Origin of the sequence: Maribacter algarum (ex Zhang et al. 2020), from assembly GCF_005885635.1 — a bacterium.
Taxonomy (GTDB): Bacteria; Bacteroidota; Bacteroidia; order Flavobacteriales; family Flavobacteriaceae; genus Maribacter_C; species Maribacter_C algarum.
Genome location: NZ_VATY01000002.1, coordinates 162729 through 181130 on the forward strand (window position 1 = coordinate 162729; position 18402 = coordinate 181130).

Annotated in this window: 13 protein-coding genes; 12 read left to right on the plus strand and 1 reads right to left on the minus strand. The window is 38.7% G+C overall.

Annotation, left to right across the window (positions count from 1 at the left end):
- The first annotated feature begins 186 nt into the window (after window positions 1-186).
- The 10 genes from FEE95_RS09585 (at window position 187) to FEE95_RS09630 (ending at window position 13490) form a co-directional block, all read left to right on the plus strand.
- Window positions 187-1488, plus strand: coding sequence for an MFS transporter (locus FEE95_RS09585; protein ID WP_138657725.1), 1302 nt, complete (start codon window positions 187-189; stop codon window positions 1486-1488).
- Window positions 1489-1509: 21 nt separating this feature from the next.
- Window positions 1510-2271, plus strand: coding sequence for an SDR family NAD(P)-dependent oxidoreductase (locus FEE95_RS09590; protein WP_138657726.1), 762 nt, complete (start codon window positions 1510-1512; stop codon window positions 2269-2271).
- Between the two features lie 110 nt (window positions 2272-2381).
- Window positions 2382-3422, plus strand: a complete 1041-nt coding sequence (locus tag FEE95_RS09595; RefSeq protein WP_138657727.1) for a sugar kinase — start codon at window positions 2382-2384, stop codon at window positions 3420-3422.
- 52 nt (window positions 3423-3474) lie between these two features.
- Window positions 3475-4143: a bifunctional 4-hydroxy-2-oxoglutarate aldolase/2-dehydro-3-deoxy-phosphogluconate aldolase gene (locus FEE95_RS09600; protein WP_138657728.1), complete on the plus strand. Its 669-nt coding sequence runs from the start codon at window positions 3475-3477 to the stop codon at window positions 4141-4143.
- A gap of 19 nt (window positions 4144-4162) precedes the next feature.
- Window positions 4163-5413, plus strand: a complete 1251-nt coding sequence (locus tag FEE95_RS09605) for an Nramp family divalent metal transporter (RefSeq protein WP_138657729.1) — start codon at window positions 4163-4165, stop codon at window positions 5411-5413.
- 40 nt (window positions 5414-5453) lie between these two features.
- The gene (locus tag FEE95_RS09610) at window positions 5454-6740 is read left to right on the plus strand and encodes an NRAMP family divalent metal transporter (RefSeq protein WP_138657730.1); all 1287 of its coding nucleotides are present in this window, start codon (window positions 5454-5456) and stop codon (window positions 6738-6740) included.
- Between the two features lie 159 nt (window positions 6741-6899).
- Window positions 6900-7772: an acyl-CoA thioesterase gene (locus FEE95_RS09615; protein ID WP_138657731.1), complete on the plus strand. Its 873-nt coding sequence runs from the start codon at window positions 6900-6902 to the stop codon at window positions 7770-7772.
- A gap of 68 nt (window positions 7773-7840) precedes the next feature.
- The gene (locus tag FEE95_RS09620; protein WP_138657732.1) at window positions 7841-9391 is read left to right on the plus strand and encodes a long-chain-fatty-acid--CoA ligase; all 1551 of its coding nucleotides are present in this window, start codon (window positions 7841-7843) and stop codon (window positions 9389-9391) included.
- A gap of 135 nt (window positions 9392-9526) precedes the next feature.
- Entirely contained in the window at window positions 9527-12382 is a 2856-nt protein-coding gene (locus FEE95_RS09625; RefSeq protein WP_138657733.1) for a TonB-dependent receptor, read from the plus strand.
- 175 nt (window positions 12383-12557) lie between these two features.
- Window positions 12558-13490, plus strand: a complete 933-nt coding sequence (locus tag FEE95_RS09630) for a 3-keto-disaccharide hydrolase (RefSeq protein ID WP_138657734.1) — start codon at window positions 12558-12560, stop codon at window positions 13488-13490.
- A gap of 351 nt (window positions 13491-13841) precedes the next feature.
- Here the strand turns inward: FEE95_RS09630 and FEE95_RS09635 are convergent, their stop codons facing one another.
- Complete coding sequence (locus tag FEE95_RS09635; RefSeq protein ID WP_138657735.1) at window positions 13842-14108, minus strand: hypothetical protein; 267 nt, start codon at window positions 14106-14108, stop codon at window positions 13842-13844.
- 470 nt (window positions 14109-14578) lie between these two features.
- Here FEE95_RS09635 and FEE95_RS09640 point away from each other — a divergent pair, with 470 nt between their 5' ends.
- Both FEE95_RS09640 and FEE95_RS09645 read left to right on the plus strand, forming a co-directional pair.
- Window positions 14579-16684 (plus strand): thioredoxin domain-containing protein, encoded by a 2106-nt coding sequence (locus FEE95_RS09640; RefSeq protein WP_238474546.1) that lies wholly within the window; start codon window positions 14579-14581, stop codon window positions 16682-16684.
- Between the two features lie 119 nt (window positions 16685-16803).
- Entirely contained in the window at window positions 16804-18348 is a 1545-nt protein-coding gene (locus FEE95_RS09645; RefSeq protein WP_138657737.1) for an alpha-L-fucosidase, read from the plus strand.
- Window positions 18349-18402: the final 54 nt, after the last annotated feature.

Consider the following 18402-nt stretch of genomic DNA (forward strand, 5'->3'; position numbering starts at 1 on the left):
AATGAAGGGAATTAATACTTAAAATTTAACTATTCAGATTCAATTTTAATTGAACTTCCGTGTCAATTGCTTCTAGAGATTTTAGCTGAAGCTTGAGTAAAATAAATGCATAGACAAGCATATCGCTTGCTGATTTACTATTGTCCATTCGAGACAAATATTATTAGAATTAAAAAATAAAAAGCAATGAAATTCAAAGGACTAAGATGGTGGGTTATTGGCTTGATTGCCTTGGCTACTGTTATAAATTATATTGATCGCCAGTCAATTGGAGTGCTTTGGCCAGATATTGCTGATGATTTATTTCCTGATAATAGCACTGATGAGCGCAAAGAAATTTTTGCAACCATCTCTGTTATTTTCATGTTCTCATATGCTTTTGGCCAAGCTATTTTTGGAAAGATACTTGATTGGGTGGGTACACGACTTGGTTTTGCGATATCTATCGCGGTATGGTCCATTGCGACAGCACTTCATGCATTGGCCCGCGGGGTCTTAAGTTTTGGAATTTTTCGTTCTATCTTAGGAATTGCAGAAGCAGGAAACTGGCCAGGGGCTGCTAAAGCAAATGCTGAATGGTTTCCTACGCAAGAGCGGGCCTTTGCCCAAGGTCTTTTCAATTCTGGAGCCGCAGTTGGAGGAATAGTTGCTATTCCGGTGATTGCATTTTTGACTGTCTATTTTAGTTGGCAAATGATTTTTGTGTTGGTCGGATTAATAGGCTTATTATGGTTAATTCCTTGGATGATAATAGTAAAAGCACCACCAAAAAAGCACCCTTGGTTGTCAGAAGAGGAACGCCAGTATATCTTAACAGGTCAGCAAAATCAAGATATAGATGAAGATGGTACGCACGATGAGGGTTACAATCCAAATACAGGAAAGCTTTTATCGCACAAACAAAGTTGGGGAGTTATTATTGCCTCTGCGGCCATCGACCCAATCTGGTGGTTATTTGTAGTATGGATTCCTATTTACCTAAATGAGGTATATGGTATGGATGTAAAAACGATAGGCATTTACGGATGGGTTCCTTATGTAGGAGCAATGCTAGGAGCTTGGTTCGGTGGACTTTTTGCCCAAAACCGCTTAAAGGCAGGCTGGACAGTCGATAAAACACGAAAGGTTGTGATTACTATTGGATGTTTAATTATGTTACCTAGCTTATTGGCAATGGCAAACCCGGGAGGACCAACCTCAGCTGTTCTTATAATGGCCGTTATTTTATTTGGCTTTCAAACTGCAATTGGAAACGTTCAGACATTACCGAGTGATTTTTTCGGTGGAAAAACGGTTGGGACCTTATCAGGGATTGCAGGAATGGCGGCTAAATTAACAGCTGCAGGATTAATTTATTTAGTCCCTTGGCTTACCTCTGGTGGAAATTATACACCTGCATTTGTGATAGGCGCTACCATGGCCATAATCGCTTTGGCAAGTGTCTGGATATTATGTCCGAAAATTGAACCCCTTAAAAGTAAAATTTAAATAGATCAAATTATAGATAATATGAGTGCAACAGGAAAAGTAGCAGTAGTAACAGGTGCGACCGGAGGAATCGGTTTTGAAGTAGCAAAAAGACTAGGTAAAGACGGATATACAGTTGTTTTAAACGGTATTGAAGATGCAGTAGGAGCTAAAAGAGTCGAAGAACTTACTGCTGAAGGCATTACTGCCGAGTATATGGGTTTTGATGTTACGAGCGAAGAAGCGGTAACTTCAAATATTGTAGCAATTGGAGAAAAGTATGGAAAAATCGATGTTCTTGTAAATAATGCAGGGGGCTTAGGTGGAAGATCTAGGTTCGAGGAAATGACCACTGAGTTTTACAGGAAGGTAATGGCTTTAAATCTTGATTCTGTATTTTTTGCCTCTAGAGCTGCCATCCCTTTTCTTAAAAAGGGAGAGCATCCTTCGATAATTAATTATACCTCAAATGCAGGGTGGACAGCTGGTGGACCTGGAGCAGGAATCTACGGAACATCAAAAGCAGGAGTTCATGCCATTACTAGAGCCTTGGCTAAAGATTTAGCTGAATATGGAATTCGCGCAAATGCGGTATCCCCTGGTACGATTGACACACCTTTTCATGCTCAAATTAAAGCTACTAAACCTGAGGTTTTTGCTTCTTGGGCAAACAACATTATGCTGGGGAGACTTGGTCAACCAGAAGATGTAGCTGGAGTTGTTTCTTTCTTAGCAAGTAAGGATGCTTCGTTTATTACTGCCGAAACCATCCAAATTGGTGGTGGACAAGCTTTAGGAATTTAAATAGTATCCCCTATAATATATTTAACTTAAAATTATTCCCTCATTGCTGAAACAAACCTGCCAATAGGCGGGTTCAGCATTGGGAATGGAATGATAATGAATTAGTAGAAATGAAAAAAGTAATAACTTTCGGAGAAATAATGCTCCGTTTAGCGCCTCCAGGATATCTTAGGTTTTCTCAGGCCAATAGTTTTGATGTGGTGTATGGTGGTGGAGAATCCAACGTAGCTGTTTCTTTGGCGAATTATGGGGTTCCAGTAGACTTCGTAACACGTTTGCCTAAAAATGATATTGGAGATTGCGCGCTAATGGAAATGCGAAAAAGAGGTGTAAATACACAGAATATTGTTTTTGGAGGCGACCGCTTGGGAATATATTTCCTAGAGACAGGTGCAGTGAGTAGGGGAAGTAAAGTGGTTTATGACCGAGCACATTCCGCCATTGCCGAAATCAAATCAGGAATGATTGATTGGGAGAAAGTATTCGATGGCGCGGGATGGTTCCATTGGACAGGAATTACCCCTGCGATTTCGCAGGGTGCGGCAGATGTTTGCTTAGAAGCTGTTAAAGCAGCAAGTGATTTGGGAATTACGATTTCCACGGACTTGAATTACCGAGCGAAACTATGGAACTATGGAGGAGATAGAGAAGCCATAATGACTGAAATCACTTCCTATTGTGATATCATCTTAGGAAACGAAGAAGATGCAGAAAAGCACTTTGGTATTCATCCGGAAGGATTGGATGTTCATAAAGACGGTCATGATGTTAAGGCCGAAGCTTTTCTATCAGTTTGCAAACAGATGATGAAAAAATTCCCAAAGGCAAAAAAGGTAATTACAACCCTCAGAGGTTCCATTTCCGCATCGCACAATACATGGGCGGGCGTATTATGGGATGGTTCAAAGATGTACGAAACCCGTCAATACCAGATTACTGATATTGTAGACCGAGTAGGCGGAGGCGATTCTTTTATGGGTGGATTAATCTACGGATTACTGAAGTACCCTGAAGATGACCAGAATGCACTTGATTTTGCCGTAGCTGCATCATGTTTGAAGCACACCATAAAAGGTGACGCCAATTTAGTAACGGTAGCTGAGGTAGAAAAACTAATGGGTGGTGATGCTTCGGGTAGAGTAGCAAGATAGTCTCTCTAAAAATTACTATTCCTACAAACCAAAAATCAAATAGTCCATATATATGGCTCAATATTCAAGAATAGAAGTAGCAACGGTAATGAAGGAATCAGGAATGGTTCCTTTGTTTTACCATCCTAATGTTGAATTGGGAGAAAAAGTTTTAAAAGCCTGCTATGATGGAGGGGCGAGATTAATGGAATTCACCGCTCGAGGCGATTTCGCTTTTGAAGTGTTTTCAGCATTGAACAAGTATGCTATAAAAGAACTCCCTGGGATGATTATGGGTGTTGGCTCTATTACCGATGCGGGTGCGGCTAGCATGTTCATGCAGATGGGAGCAAATTTTATAGTCACTCCATCCTTACGGGAAGATATTGCAATGGTCTGTAATCGCAGAAAAGTTCTTTGGTCTCCAGGTTGTGGTTCACTCACTGAAATCAACAATGCGGAGGAGTTAGGTTGTGAAATCGTAAAACTCTTCCCAGGTTCAACCTACGGCCCTGGATTTGTCAAAGCTATAAAAGGCCCACAGCCGTGGACAAGTGTTATGCCTACAGGAGGTGTTAGCACTGAAGAGTCTAATCTTAAAGGTTGGTTTGATGCAGGGGTAACTTGCGTGGGCATGGGCTCCAAATTGATTAGCAAGGATATCTTGGTCAATGAAGATTATGAAGGTCTAAAACAAAAGGTTTCACAAACTTTGGCGCTAATCTCCAAGCTACGGGTCTAGTTTTAAAACGTTTCAATTTATGACATCACCTAGTAGGTCACTTTCTGAAAGGATAAAAAAGGGACTGAAAAGTTATGGCCCCGCCTTTTTCATTATCGGCTATGTGGTAGGTACTGGTAGTGTTACTTCCATGGTGGTTTCGGGTGCCAATTATGGACTAAGTCTTTCATGGGCGCTTTTGCTTTCATGCTTTTTTACATATTTTCTTCTGGTAGCTATCAGTAAATTGACCATTGTTTCAGGAGAGACGCTGATGTTCAATTTTAAAAAGGCTTTCGGAAGACCGTTGACCATTTTCATTATAACAGCATTATTGGTTTCCATAGTATCATCCTGTATAGGAGTCATGGGAGTTGTGGCTGAGGTCACTATGGAATGGATATCTGTAAAAACATCGATTTCCTTTCTCAATGGTCCTATAATTGCCGTTTTCTTCATTGTTCTACTTATTAGCCTTTTTTGGACTGGTAAGCATGCCAATTTCATAAAGGCTATGAGTATTATGGTAGGCTTTATGGCATTTGCATTTCTCATTACAAGCGTATTGGTTGTTAAGGAAGCAGGAACATCATTACTTGATTTTTTTCCTGAATTACCAAATAGAGATAATACGGGACTCGTCATCGCGGGAATTGTAGGAACGACCATGGCTGGTGTATGTTTGGCTTCGCGCAGTATTTTGGTTCAAGAGCAAGGTTGGGGAGTAAACGATTTAGAAATTGAACGTAAGGATGCCATGTCCTCAATGGTAATGACATTTCTTATTAGTCTGGCGATTATGATTAGTGCAACTGGTACACTTTATTTTAATGACATGCCCGTAGATAATGCCACAGATATGATGCAGGCGTTAGGTCCCTGGGCCGGAGATTTTGCGCTGACCCTATTCACTTTAGGAATTATTGGCGCTGGATTGTCATCTATCTTTCCAAATCTTTTGTTATTTCCCTGGTTGATTTCTGATTATTCAGGTACTGAAAGGAACATGAAAAAACCACTTTATAAACTATTGGTGGTACTGGTTGCCTTGTCTGGTTTGGCAATACCTTTATTAGGAGGAAAACCTGTCTGGATATTGATTGCCTCACAAGCGCTAAGTCCATTCGTGATGCCTTTAATCACTCTATTTTTATTGATATTACTTAATAGAACTAGTCTCATGAAAGAGCATAAAATTAGTGTTTGGATGAATATCGCATTGATGGCTACTTTTATTTTTAACTGCTTTATGCTGTTTGTTGCTTTTAAGGGATTCCTGAATTTTCTCTAATAGCAAAATCGATTTTTTAGAACTGTAAATCTTTGGAAAAATGAATACTACAACAGAAAATGCCAATAGTAACAAATCGTTATTAAAGAAGATCATAGGTCTAGTTTTGGCCTTTGGACCCGGAATCTTTGCTATTGGATACACCATTGGTACAGGTAGCGTTACTTCAATGATTGTTGCCGGAAGTACATATGGCATGCAGTTGTTATGGGTCCTCTTATTGAGCTGTTTCTTTTCCGGAATTTTAATGTACGTCTATGGAAATTATGCCCTGATTTCTGGTGAAACGGCATTATTTGCATTTAAAAAGCACTTGAAATGGGGTAAACTTATCGCTATTCTGATAATCATAGGAATCTCATTCGGACAATGGAACTCCCTTATGGGCATAATGGGTATTTCATCCAATATCATATATGAAATATTTGCTATTTACTTTCCGGGGATAGTACAATATAAATACGAGACAGTGATTTTAATTGCTGTGGTGGTTACCGCAATTTTCTATGCTTTGCTCTTGGTGGGCAAGTATACCTTTTTTGAGAAAATCCTTGTCATTTTTGTTACCATAATGGGGCTTTCTTTTTTCATCTCACTTTTTATGGTTTATCCATTGCCTTCTGAAGTCGTACAAGGACTCATACCTTCAATTCCTAAGGTTGAAGGTGGTAAGATGTTGGTAGCCGCATTTGTTGGAACTACAATGGCGGCAGCGACTTTTTTGTCACGCCCTTTATTCGTTAAGGGTAAGGGTTGGACTATCAAAAACCTCAAACAACAAAAGAAAGATGCTATTATCGCTGCGATACTAGTCTTTACAATTAGTGCGGCTGTGATGGCGGTAGCAAGTGGCGCTCTTTTTCATCAAGGAAAACCAGTAACGCAGGTATTGGATATGGTAAATACACTAGAACCCGTGGCTGGCAAGTTTGCCTTGACTCTTTTCTTTTTTGGAACTTTGAGTGCTGGTCTATCCTCAATTTTTCCAATTCTGCTAATAGCCCCAATTCTAATAGCAGATTATCAATCTGGGGAGTTGGATACTAGTTCCAAACAATTCAAAATTATTACCGCTTTTGCCTGCCTGTTTGCCTTAATTGTTCCTGTGTTTGGTTCAAATCCTGTGGAAATGCAGATTGTCTCACAAATATTTAATGTCTTCGTCTTACCACTGGTCATCTTGGGAATCATGTTATTGATTAATAATAGCAAACTTATGAAGGGTCATAAAACCAGTATCTGGATTAATATCGGGCTGGTACTGGCATTTATATTTTCATGCGTGATTTCTTATAATGGAGTAGCGGCCCTGTTGAATTATTTTTAAGATTTGGCCCTTTCTCTTTTAGTTGCAATGGGAACTTGAAAGGTGGTATGAACCCTTTCTGTGCAACTCGATAAGAAAAGTTAGAAGTGGATACAAATAACTTTTTTTGTTTCTTCTTAAACAGTACTTTTAGTTTTTCAATGAGTAAATCAACCTTGCATGGAATCCATTAAAAATTTAATTGAACTTTTAACCCTTAAAAAACTAGACGATAATATTTTCGAAGGCGAAAATTATCAAGCACCCTGGGGTCGGGTTTTTGGAGGACAAGTATTGGGGCAATCCTTGCATGCTGCCTATCAAACGGTTCCAGAGGATAGAATAGCACATTCCTTACATGGTTATTTCATACTTGGTGGAGATTTAAAATACCCGATTAGATATGAAGTTGATACGATTCGGAATGGTGGAAGCTTTACTACGAGAAGGGTGGTCGCCTTGCAAAATGGCAAAGCTATTTTCAATATGGCGGCGTCTTTTCAGGTAAAGGCTGAAGGTGTTGATCATCAGATTCCAATGCCGAATTTGATACCCCCAGAAAAACTTACAACGAGCCTAGAGCAGTTAGAAGAAATTAAAGACGCTTTTCCCAGTGCTTATCATCGGCTTAGGGCAATACAACCAAGAGTATTTGATTTCAAGCCAGTAGAAAAATTTACCACCCAGTTGGCAAAGAACGGTTCGCCTTTTTTCAACACTTGGTTACGAACCTCGGAAAAGACAGAAATTGATTTAAGAATGCAGCACCAACTATTGGCCTATGCTTCGGACTACAACTTGTTGACTACCGCCACTTTACCACATCGGGAAACGCTTAACAAGGGCAAAACGTTTTATGCTAGTTTAGACCATGCTATCTGGTTTCATCGTGATTTTGATATTCAAGATTGGTTGTTATATAGTATGGATAGTCCGAGTGCTTCTAATTCCCGAGGATTCGCAAGAGGAAGTGTCTTTGATAGAAAAGGTGTTTTGGTCGCTTCGGTAGCACAGGAAGGATTGATGCGTCAAAGCTCGGAACAGTCCAAATGATTTGGTCAGGAGCTGTCAAATCGATACATTGTTGTTCCCTTTACAAAACTCAACTTAAAATCGTATAGATGTTAAACCTCTCCGTCTTATTAGAGAACAGTGCCCAAAAATATGCCGACAAAACTGCTTTTACCTTTATGGATTCAAGTCTCAGTTTTGCCCAAATCAATGGTGCTGCCAATCAAGTTGCCAATGCATTGGTTAGCCTTGGAATTCGACCTGGCGACAAAATCGCTTTGAGTTGTTTCAATCTGCCGTACTTTCCTATTATTTATAATGGAATTCTAAAGGCTGGAGCTACGGTGGTACCCTTAAGCGTTTTGTTGAAAGCAGATGAGATTCACTATCATTTAGAAAACAGTGATGCGAAGGCCTATTTCAGTTTTACAGGAACCGAAGATTTACCTATGGGACAAATGGGTCATGAGGGTTTTCAAAAAACTGAAGCTTGCGAGCATTTTTTCATGATTATGCCGAAAAGTGATATGCCTTCAACTATAGAAGGTGTTGAAACGTTGGGAACTATGATGCGAGGTCAATCCCCAATTTTTGATACGGTTGAAACAAAATCTTCTGATACTGCGGTTATTATATATACCTCGGGTACTACAGGAAGACCCAAAGGTGCCGAATTGACACATTCAAATTTGTTCGCAAATACCGTTCTGAGTGCGGATTTGATTGATTGTAAACCTGAAGATACTCTTCTGATTGTATTGCCGTTATTCCACATTTTTGCAATGACCGTAATGATGAACGCAGGTCTTTATAGAGGGGCTACCTCCATATTACTGCCACGCTTTGATGCTGAGGGGGTTTTGAGTTTGATGCACAAGCACAAAGTGACCATATTTGCTGGAGTCCCTACAATGTATTGGGGTCTTAATAGCTACCTAGATACTAATGAGTTTAATATATCAACGATAAAGTCAACTTTAAAAACCTGTGCGTCTGGGGGAGCTTCACTTCCAGTTCCAGTGCTGGAGAAGTTCGAGAAAACTTTTGACCTCACTATTCTCGAAGGTTATGGAATGTCCGAAGGTTCTCCCGTTGTAACATTCAATCAACTAGATGTGGGAAGAAAAATAGGTTCCGTCGGAACTCCGGTTTGGGGAGTACAAGTGAAGTTAGTAAATGAAGAAGGAGAAGAAGTTCCTGTTGGTGAAAAAGGAGAACTCTTGTATAAAGGTCACAATGTAATGAAGGGATATTATAAGAACCCAGAAGCAACGGCTAGAACAATAAAAAATGGCTGGCTGCATTCCGGCGATATTGCGGTGAAAGATGAAGACGGATTCTATTTTATAGTTGACCGAACCAAGGATATGATTATACGTGGCGGACTCAATGTGTATCCAAGAGAGGTAGAAGAGGTGATGATGAAACATCCTGCTGTCTCAATGGTTGCGGTGATTGGAGTTCCTGATGATGAAAAAGGAGAGGAAATCAAAGCATTTGTTCTGTTGAATGAAGGTCAAACTACAACCGAAGAAGAACTAACGGAATACACCAAAGGAAATATAGCAGCATACAAGTATCCGAGAATCATAGAAATTACAAAAACACTACCCACAAGTGCGACAGGCAAAATCCTTAAAAAAGAACTTCGAAAGCTCTAGAGGATTTTTCCCTCTAGTTAAAATAAAAATGATATTTTACGTTTGAGTTTAGGTGGCATTGCTGTTAAAAGTGATAATTATCACAATCTGTTGCTAAATTACTTTTTATCTTCGCCAACTTAAATCCGAACACCAATGAATAAGACAAGCTTTCTTCTATTTCTTGTATTCTTTTTTACACTTTCTACTTCCCTATTAGCCCAAGTAATGGTTAGTGGTACTGTGAATGATGAATCAGATGAGCCGCTTGTTGGGGCCAACATTCTTTTAAAGCCCTCAAATCAATTTGGAGTTACTGATAGGAGTGGAAATTTTCAGATTGATGAGGTAAATTCCGGCGAATATATTATTGTTGTTAGCTATTTAGGGCTCAAAACTAGCACAGAAACCATAACAGTAGGTACGGAAAACATTTCTTTGACATTTTCATTGGAAAAAGATCTTTTAAACCTTCAAAACGTAGTAGTTACCGGAAATTTTGACCCACGTGTTCAATTGGAGTCCAGTACGGCGGTGACAACGCTTAGCTCAAAGGATTTAAAAAAAGTATTTTCACGTGGTACCGCAGATGTTTTACAGGCCATTCCTGGAACATTTACTGATCCATCGGCCGGTGAGGTTTTCACGAAAGTATATTCAAGAGGTATTTCAGCTTCGGCGGAGGATGATTTAGGATGGTATTATGTTTCCCTTCAGGAAGACGGACTCCCAGTAAGTCTAGTTCAGCATTCTTACTACACTCCGGAACTCTTTCATCGTTTGGATTTAACAACTGACAAAGTAGAAGGAATCCGTGGTGGAAGCGCCGCAATAACCGCGCTAAATGCACCCGGCGGAATTTATAATTTTATATCAAAAGGAATAAGTAATGATTTTGCCGGCGAGGTTCAAGTTCAAGGTGGTTTACAGGGTGAAAGTAATCCATTTTACAGAGCTGACTTAGTATTTAGCGGTCCGCTAAGAAACAACTGGTTCTATTCAGCTGGCGGACATTATCGTCGTGATGAAGGCGCGCGAAATACTGATTTCACCTTTAGTAAAGGCGGACAAGCTAAGTTCAATTTAACCAAGGTCAATGATAAGGGATATTTTAAGTTCTACGGAAAAATATTGGATGATTTCACTAATAGATGGACAGGCGTTGCTGCCACCAATTGGAACGATCCACAAGCTGCTTTCGGTCAAGATTTTAATACAACGTCACTTTTAATGCCAGCCTTTTCAGCAAACATTCCAGATGGAAGGCGTTTGTCAGAAGGTGCCATAAATAATTTTGACCCATCTCAAGGGGTTCATGCGCAGGATCGTGCCTTCGGAGTTGACTTGCTGCAAAGTTTAGGCAATGGGTGGTCAGTTCGAAATAATCTGAAATTCTCCAATAAAAGAGCAAATTGGCAGACTTCGATTAGTAACAATTTCGTTGGTCTTGATGATTTTCTTGTTTCTGCATTAAGTCGTGATTTTGCGACTTTGTTCGGAGGGGATTTTTCCGCTTTTGGAAACTTGGTTTTTCGAGATGCCCAAACCGGAAATGAAATCGCTCAAATCAATAATTTTGGTGCCTTGGGCATTTTTCAAGGTGACCCACCGAGTTTTGATTACTTGACTGATGGTCGACTTCCCAATGATGCGATTATGGGAACAGCCACTTGGTTAAAGGATAATACCGCAAAAGAATGGATGAATCAACTAACCTTTCGAAAGAAATCTGAAAATCATGACTTTAATTTCGGACTGGCCGGCGGCTTTTCCAATTCAGAGATGTTTACTCAAGGTAGTTTTGCTTATGTTACCTATGAACCAAATCCGCGGATGCTTCGTGTAACGGTCGAAAATCCTGGTGCTCCTGTCTTGGAGTTATCTGACGAAAATGGAGTCAGTAATTACGGAGGGCTTTTTTATATAAACTCCCGTGCCAAGGTAAGTCAGATAGCTGCTTTTGCGAATGACCGTTGGAAAATTGCCGAGAAATTCCATCTTGATTTAGGACTTCGATACGAAACAATAAACCATGATGGTAGCAACGACCGTTTTGCCCCATTTGCCCAGGACGGAGGCGTTGATGGAGATGCCACTACAATTTATGATAATGGTGTTTTGGCTCCTACTGGAGAGCAAGATGAATTTGATTATAACTATTCTTATCTATCACATTCTATCGGTTTAAATTATAAATTTCAGGAAGATGCGGCCTTATTTGCTCGATTTACTGGGGGGAATAAAGCTCCGGAATTAAGTTATTATTACAATAACTTTTCAAACGTACCGGTTAACCAAAAAGGAGAGGTACAAAAAATCAATCAATTCGAGATGGGTTTGAAATGGAACTTATCCAACTTTTCCTTTACCACAACCGCTTTTTGGAGTCAACTTCGAAATATTGGTGTAGGTAGTTTTGAATTTGATGGTGCTACAAGCACTGTTTTTTATACACCAATACAACTCAATAGCTCAAGGACAATTGGCTTGGAGTGGGAGAGTGCTTATGCCTTGACAACTGATTTAAGATTGACTTTCAATGGAGCATTACAAAATCCGATTGCGACGGATTGGACGATTTACGATGCCGCTGGTTCTGTCGATACAGCTGACGATTCTATCGTAGATTATTCGGATAATGTGCTTCCGTTTAATCCAAAAGTAATGTTCAATTTAGGCACGGAATATCAGAAAGGAAACTTCGATGCCTTTCTTAGATGGCAATTTATGGGAGAACGTGAGGGGAATATTGCCAATGCCTTTCAACTGCCTTCTTACAATATTTTTAATGGAGGTCTTGGATATTCCATAAACAAGAATTTATCAGCGAACTTAATTGTTACCAACCTTTTCAATTCAGCAGGTTTGGCCAATTTCTTTGGGGCGAATAGTTTTGGGGCCAATGCAAACGGAGTAACCTCCGATTTTATACAGAACAATCCTGATGCTAGTTTTGTAGTTGTTCCTGTTTTGCCCAGAGGTAGTTTATTGAAATTGAGCTATACGTTTTAGAAAGGACAAAATCTACTTCCTAGCAGCAAACCTTGGAGCAGCTAAAGCCGGATTATCGAGTAAAATATTTCATTCTTCTCCGTTTTATTCTTCACCATTTTAGAGGTAGTGGAAAAACTTTTGTTACTTGCGTTTTTTACCAACAAACGCAACAATTCCAAATTAAAATTTTAAAATGATAAATAAAATAACTGGACAAAAGAACGGACTTGCATTCGCAATTTTAAGTATCATCTTCTGTTTCTCTTGTTCTGATAAAACGAATAAAACCAATACAGCCGAGAGTGCCCAAAATGAAGAATATGTATGGACAGATTTGATTGATGAAGATCTTTCAAAATGGGATAACTATTTGAGTTTTAAACATCAGCTTGGCTATGACGGTAGCCACCCTAAGGATTCCCTGGGCAATAAAATAGAACCTATTGGACTAAATCAACCGGGTTATGATGTGTTCACAACAGTTATTGAAGATGGCAAGCCCATCATAAAAGTAGGCGGCGAGTACTATGGGGCCCTGGCCACGAAGGAGGTTTATGAAAATTACCATTTTCAACTTAAATTCAAATGGGGCGATAAGAAATGGGTGCCAAGAGAAAATCGTTTAAAAGATTCTGGTATTTTATATCACTCAAATGGAGAGTTCGGAGTGGAACATTGGCGCTCATGGATGCTTTCACAAGAATTTCAAATTATGGAAGCCCATACAGGGGATTTTTGGAGCCAGGCAACATCCGCCGTAGATATTCGTGCCTATGCATCAGAATCGGGATTAAACCCGATGGCTTCTGAAAGTCAACCCTATTTGAGTTTTGGGGAAGGTGGCGAAGCAGGTAAGTATTGTTTAAGGAGCAATAACTATGAAAATGGACCGGATGAGTGGAACACCTTGGATTTGATTTGTTTTAATGGGAATAGCCTTCATATTGTAAACGGAGAAGTTGTTATGGTATTGCGAAACTCAAGATATGTCAACGAAGAGGGAGTCGTGGTTCCTATGAATAAAGGAAAAATTCAATTACAAAGTGAAGCTGCGGAATTGTTCTTTAAGGATGTAAAGATTAGAATGCTTGATGAGCTTTCTCCTGAGTATTCGAATTACTTCTAATTATTAAAAGTATGAAGTCTAGACCTTATGTTTTTTTTCTATTAAAGTCTATTAAGTGTTTTTTATTTTACTTCGAAATAATTTTATAGAAATTAAAAAAGAGGGCTATATGCCCTCTTTCCTTTGAAATTCAAATATTCTGAATTTCTCCACCAACCAAACTTGAATACAAGTATATTTTTACTTAAAATATAGTATTACCATTTTTTGAATATTAAATGAGACTATGATTTTTAGAGTGCAGTGTTTCTTTCACAGTTAACTTGGTTGTTTCTGATTGTAGTAGCCGCTCAAATTTCAATTCTGAATATTAAGTATATGCTAATTATTAATAATTGAATCCATTAGGTATTATCTATTACTTTTTCTTAAGGCTATCTTCAAAGGAAATTCAGCTATTTTCGGTGTTTTATCTAGCAAGGTGTATGCAAAATGATACCCGTCTTTGAAAGTGATAATTTTATAAATATTTTCATCAAAATCGATATCCAAACTAAAGGTTCCGTCAGGCAATGGATAAATGTCACGTACCTTTTCATTCATGATATTAAATAAGGTGACCTCTGTTTCTTTCAATGGAGTTCCCGTGAAATCATCGAAAATGAGGCCTTTTATCATTTTGTTAAGTTCAAGACTTGGTTGAATCTATGTTAAAACATTCTTTAAATGCCTAATTAGCATCTATAATTGTGTAATTGTACAAATATAATAAATAAGAAAGAACCTACAAAAAAATATGTATTTACGATAATTATGTGAAGGAATAAAGATAGTTTGATAAATAAGTCTATGGGATATAGACGAAAAATATTACAAATAAAAATAATTTCATTATTAGCGGCCAATACATCAGATAGTCAAAGATTGGATGACAAAATATTTGCACGTATCATATGGTTTTCCAATTGAAAACAGTTTGCTTTGAATACCCATGGAAATGGTAAAAATTATTGGTCCTATTCGTACTTTTTTAAATAAATACTTCAAAATAGATATACCATATTCCAAATACTAAATCTCATAGAATATGATTTCAATCTTAACCCATTGTAGTATTTTAGCATACAACTGTTAGATAAATGATTTATATGCTTAAACCACTTAAATTCAACATCAAATTTTTTTTCATTGTATTGGTTATCCTCTTTTATTCTTGTAAAGAAGATAAAAAGACAGATAGTACTTTCGCTTTTACCAATGATTTAATTCATGAGACGAGTCCGTATTTATTGCAGCATGCGCATAACCCGGTTAACTGGCGGGCCTGGAGTCCTGAAATATTTGAGGAAGCGCAAAAAGAAGATAAGTTGGTACTAATTAGCATCGGATATTCTTCTTGCCATTGGTGCCATGTGATGGAAAAAGAGACTTTTGAAGATGAAGAAGTTGCCAAAATAATGAATGAGAATTACATTAGTGTAAAGGTAGATCGTGAGGAACGGCCTGATGTGGATCAGGTATATCAAACGGCGATTCAACTCATTGGTGAGAATGGGGGGTGGCCTTTGAATGCCATAACCCTTCCTAACGGAAAGCCACTTTATTTAGGCACTTACCTTCCAAAAGCACAATGGAATGAAGTGCTTCAAAAAGTGAATGCCCTTTACAGGGAAAATCCGGAGCAGGCAAATTCATATGCGGATGGATTATCCCAAGGAATTCAAGAAACCAATCTTCTAGAGATTTCCTCAGAGTTTGAAAAACTTACTGTAGAATCCTTACAAGCTAGCATAGAAAACTGGAAGCCTCAATGGGATGCTGATTTAGGAGGAGATAAAGGACTCCAAAAATTCATGTCGTTCAATGCACTGAACTTTTTGTTGGATTACGGAGTATTGACCAAAGATGCCGAAACTTTGAAGCATGTTGAAAACACCTTGAATCAAATGGCGAACGGAGGTATCTATGACCATATAGGCGGAGGATTCTACAGATACAGTACTGACCCACAATGGAAAGTGCCTCATTTTGAAAAGATGCTATACGACAATGCCCAAGCCGTTGGTCTTTATTCAAAAGCATACTCGGTTTTTGAAGAACCTATCTTTAAGGATATTGTTTTTGAAACAATTGCTTTTTTGGATAGGGAAATGAAAAACCCTGAAGGCGGATACTATGCAACACTTGATGCCGATAGTGACGGGGAAGAAGGGAAGTTCTACGTTTGGAAACTAAAAGAATTGAATTCTGTATTAGGAAAAGATTTTGACCTTTTTGCCAAATACTTCAATGTACAGGAACAAAATGCTTGGGAAGAGGACAAGTATATTTTATATAAAGGTGGAGACGAGAAAGGATTTCTTGCGGAAAACGGAATGTCCACATCAGATTTTACGAAGCTTAAATCTGAATGGCGAACCAAGCTTTTGAAAGTGCGGGAAACCAGGGTCAGACCGACTACCGATGATAAAATTTTGACCTCATGGAATGCGCTTTTAATTAAAGGTTTGACGAAGGCTTATGAAACCTTTGGAGAGGCTTCCCTCTTGAACAACGCAACGAGCATTTTTGATTTTATTCAATCGAAAAGCTATTCCAATGAAAAACTGTTGCATTCTTTCAAAGAAGGAAGCAAACAGGAAGCCTCTTTTTTAGAGGACTATACTTTTTTGGCAGATGCAAGTTTGGAGTTGTATAGTGCAACCACCGATGATAAATATCTTGACTTTTCAAAAGAACTTACTCAGGTAGTCGAGCGTGATTTTACTGATGCGGCAACGGGAATGTACACCTTTAACAAAAACCAAGAATTAATCTCTAAGATCATTAAAACAAATGACGGGGATATTCCTTCTGCCAATTCTGTTATGGCCCATAATTTATTACGAATTGGCCATATCGATTATAACAAGGAATATCTTAACAAAGCCAAAACCATGCTAACTACTTTGTTACCCAGAGTAAACGAATACCCGAACGGTTATGCACATTGGAATAGTTTGTTGGCAAATGTTACACACCCTTATTTTGAAATTGCAGTTATTGGTAAAAATGCCGAGGAGTTGGTAAAAGAACTTCAGAAAAAAAATATTCCAAATGCCTTGATTGTTGGCAACACCTCCGAGAGTGAAGCTCCTTTGTTTAAGGACCGTTATTTCGAAGCAGAAACATTTATTTATGTCTGTCAGAATAGTACCTGCAAACTACCTGTTAAAACAGTTGCAGAAGCACTTGTTCAGATAAAGAATTTCTAATCACTCTTAGACATTGGTGTAAGAGATTAAACCATTTGTTTACAAATTTCTTTTCGTACCGAATTATCTTCACTACGATTTTAATTGGCACCTAAGAGTGCCTGAAAAAATGGTACAATATGTTATTAAAACTTTCAGCGTTACCCACTTTCACTTCTGTTTTTTTGAGCATTTTATTCTTCTTCTTTACAAGTTGTAATGAAAAAAATATTCCATCAAAAGTAGTTGAAGATGAACAGATTAAATATGAAGCGAATTGGGAATCGCTATCGAAACATATTGAAGCTCCCAATTGGTTTCAAGATGCTAAGTTCGGTATTTACTTTCACTGGGGCGTTTATTCGGTACCAGCCTATGGAAGTGAATGGTATGCTAGCAAAATGTATCACCCAGGTACGTCAGAGTTTGAACATCATAAAAACACCTACGGACCTCAAAGTGAGTTTGGATATAAAGATTTTGTGCCGGACTTTACGGCTGAGCATTTTGATGCTGAGGAATGGGCCGCGCTTTTTAAGAAGTCCGGAGCTAAGTTTGCCGGTCCTGTAGCGCAGCACCACGACGGTTTTGCCATGTGGGATAGCGAGGTCAACCCTTGGAATGCAGCCGACAAGGGTCCAAAACGTGATATCACAGGTGAGTTGACGAAAGCACTTCGAAAGAATGATTTGAAGTTGATTACCACTTTTCATCATGCACGTAACCTGCAGCGGAATAAAGATAACCAAGACAATTGGAGAGGATTTAATAGCCATTTTCCGTATAATCCAGATTATGATACATCATCCGAAGACCCGGTAATTCGTAAGTTGTATGGAAATATTCCCACTGATGAATTTCATCAATATTGGTCTGATCAGATAACGGAAGTTTTAGATCAATACCAGCCAGATATTATCTGGTTCGATTCTTGGTTCAACTTCATTCCAGAAAAACGGGTGCAACAAATGTGCGCGGATTATTTTAATAAGGCCGCTAAAACCAATCAAGAAGTGGTTATTGCTTACAAACAATCCGACCTGCCTCTTGAGGTTGGTGTTCATGATATAGAGCAAGGCGGAAGAAAAGATATTTCTGAACGCACGTGGATGACCGATATCACTTTAAGTTTTAAATCGTGGTGTTTTGTAGAAGGGCAAACCTACAAGCCCACTTCAATGGTTATGCGAAATCTTATTGATGTGGTAAGTAAGAACGGGGTTGTTTTGTTGAATATTTCTCCAAAGGCAGATGGAACCATTTCCGAAGAACAACGTAAGATATTACGAGAAATGGGCTCTTGGTTTTCAAAGTATGGAGAATCGATTTATGCCACAAAGCCTTGGGATTTATTCGGATTTGGAAACGCTAGTGCAGGGGAGGGGTCACATGGGGGACAATCTTCTACTGTAGAATATACTGCTAATGATATTCGTATTACCCAATCTAGGGACGAAAAAAGTCTGTACATGATTTTCTTAGGGAAACCAAAGGTTGGAGATACCATTAAATTGCACCTTATGGCAAAACATCGTTATGCCCCACATTCTCCCATTAAACGTATTTCGCTTTTAGGAACCGATATAGAGCCAGAATTTAATTTAGGCGATACCCATTTTGAACTAACCATACCAGATGCTCCTATGGATGATATAGCGACAGTATTTAAGTTTGAATTAGAATAAGAATAGCGTTCTACCCAAAAGAGGAAGGTTTCTAAATTATTTTCAATACACAGG

What these genes read in the sequence shown, in the direction of transcription:
- FEE95_RS09590 (WP_138657726.1), top strand. Translation starts at nt 1,510, where the DNA reads ATGAGTGCAACAGGAAAAGTAGCAGTAGTAACAGGTGCGACCGGAGGA.
- FEE95_RS09605 (WP_138657729.1), top strand. Translation starts at nt 4,163, where the DNA reads ATGACATCACCTAGTAGGTCACTTTCTGAAAGGATAAAAAAGGGACTG.
- FEE95_RS09585 (WP_138657725.1), top strand. Translation starts at nt 187, where the DNA reads ATGAAATTCAAAGGACTAAGATGGTGGGTTATTGGCTTGATTGCCTTG.
- FEE95_RS09615 (WP_138657731.1), top strand. Translation starts at nt 6,900, where the DNA reads ATGGAATCCATTAAAAATTTAATTGAACTTTTAACCCTTAAAAAACTA.
- FEE95_RS09595 (WP_138657727.1), top strand. Translation starts at nt 2,382, where the DNA reads ATGAAAAAAGTAATAACTTTCGGAGAAATAATGCTCCGTTTAGCGCCT.
- FEE95_RS09625 (WP_138657733.1), top strand. Translation starts at nt 9,527, where the DNA reads ATGAATAAGACAAGCTTTCTTCTATTTCTTGTATTCTTTTTTACACTT.
- FEE95_RS09610 (WP_138657730.1), top strand. Translation starts at nt 5,454, where the DNA reads ATGAATACTACAACAGAAAATGCCAATAGTAACAAATCGTTATTAAAG.
- FEE95_RS09620 (WP_138657732.1), top strand. Translation starts at nt 7,841, where the DNA reads ATGTTAAACCTCTCCGTCTTATTAGAGAACAGTGCCCAAAAATATGCC.
- FEE95_RS09600 (WP_138657728.1), top strand. Translation starts at nt 3,475, where the DNA reads ATGGCTCAATATTCAAGAATAGAAGTAGCAACGGTAATGAAGGAATCA.
- FEE95_RS09640 (WP_238474546.1), top strand. Translation starts at nt 14,579, where the DNA reads ATGCTTAAACCACTTAAATTCAACATCAAATTTTTTTTCATTGTATTG.
- FEE95_RS09645 (WP_138657737.1), top strand. Translation starts at nt 16,804, where the DNA reads ATGTTATTAAAACTTTCAGCGTTACCCACTTTCACTTCTGTTTTTTTG.
- FEE95_RS09635 (WP_138657735.1), bottom strand. Translation starts at nt 14,108, where the DNA reads ATGATAAAAGGCCTCATTTTCGATGATTTCACGGGAACTCCATTGAAA.
- FEE95_RS09630 (WP_138657734.1), top strand. Translation starts at nt 12,558, where the DNA reads ATGATAAATAAAATAACTGGACAAAAGAACGGACTTGCATTCGCAATT.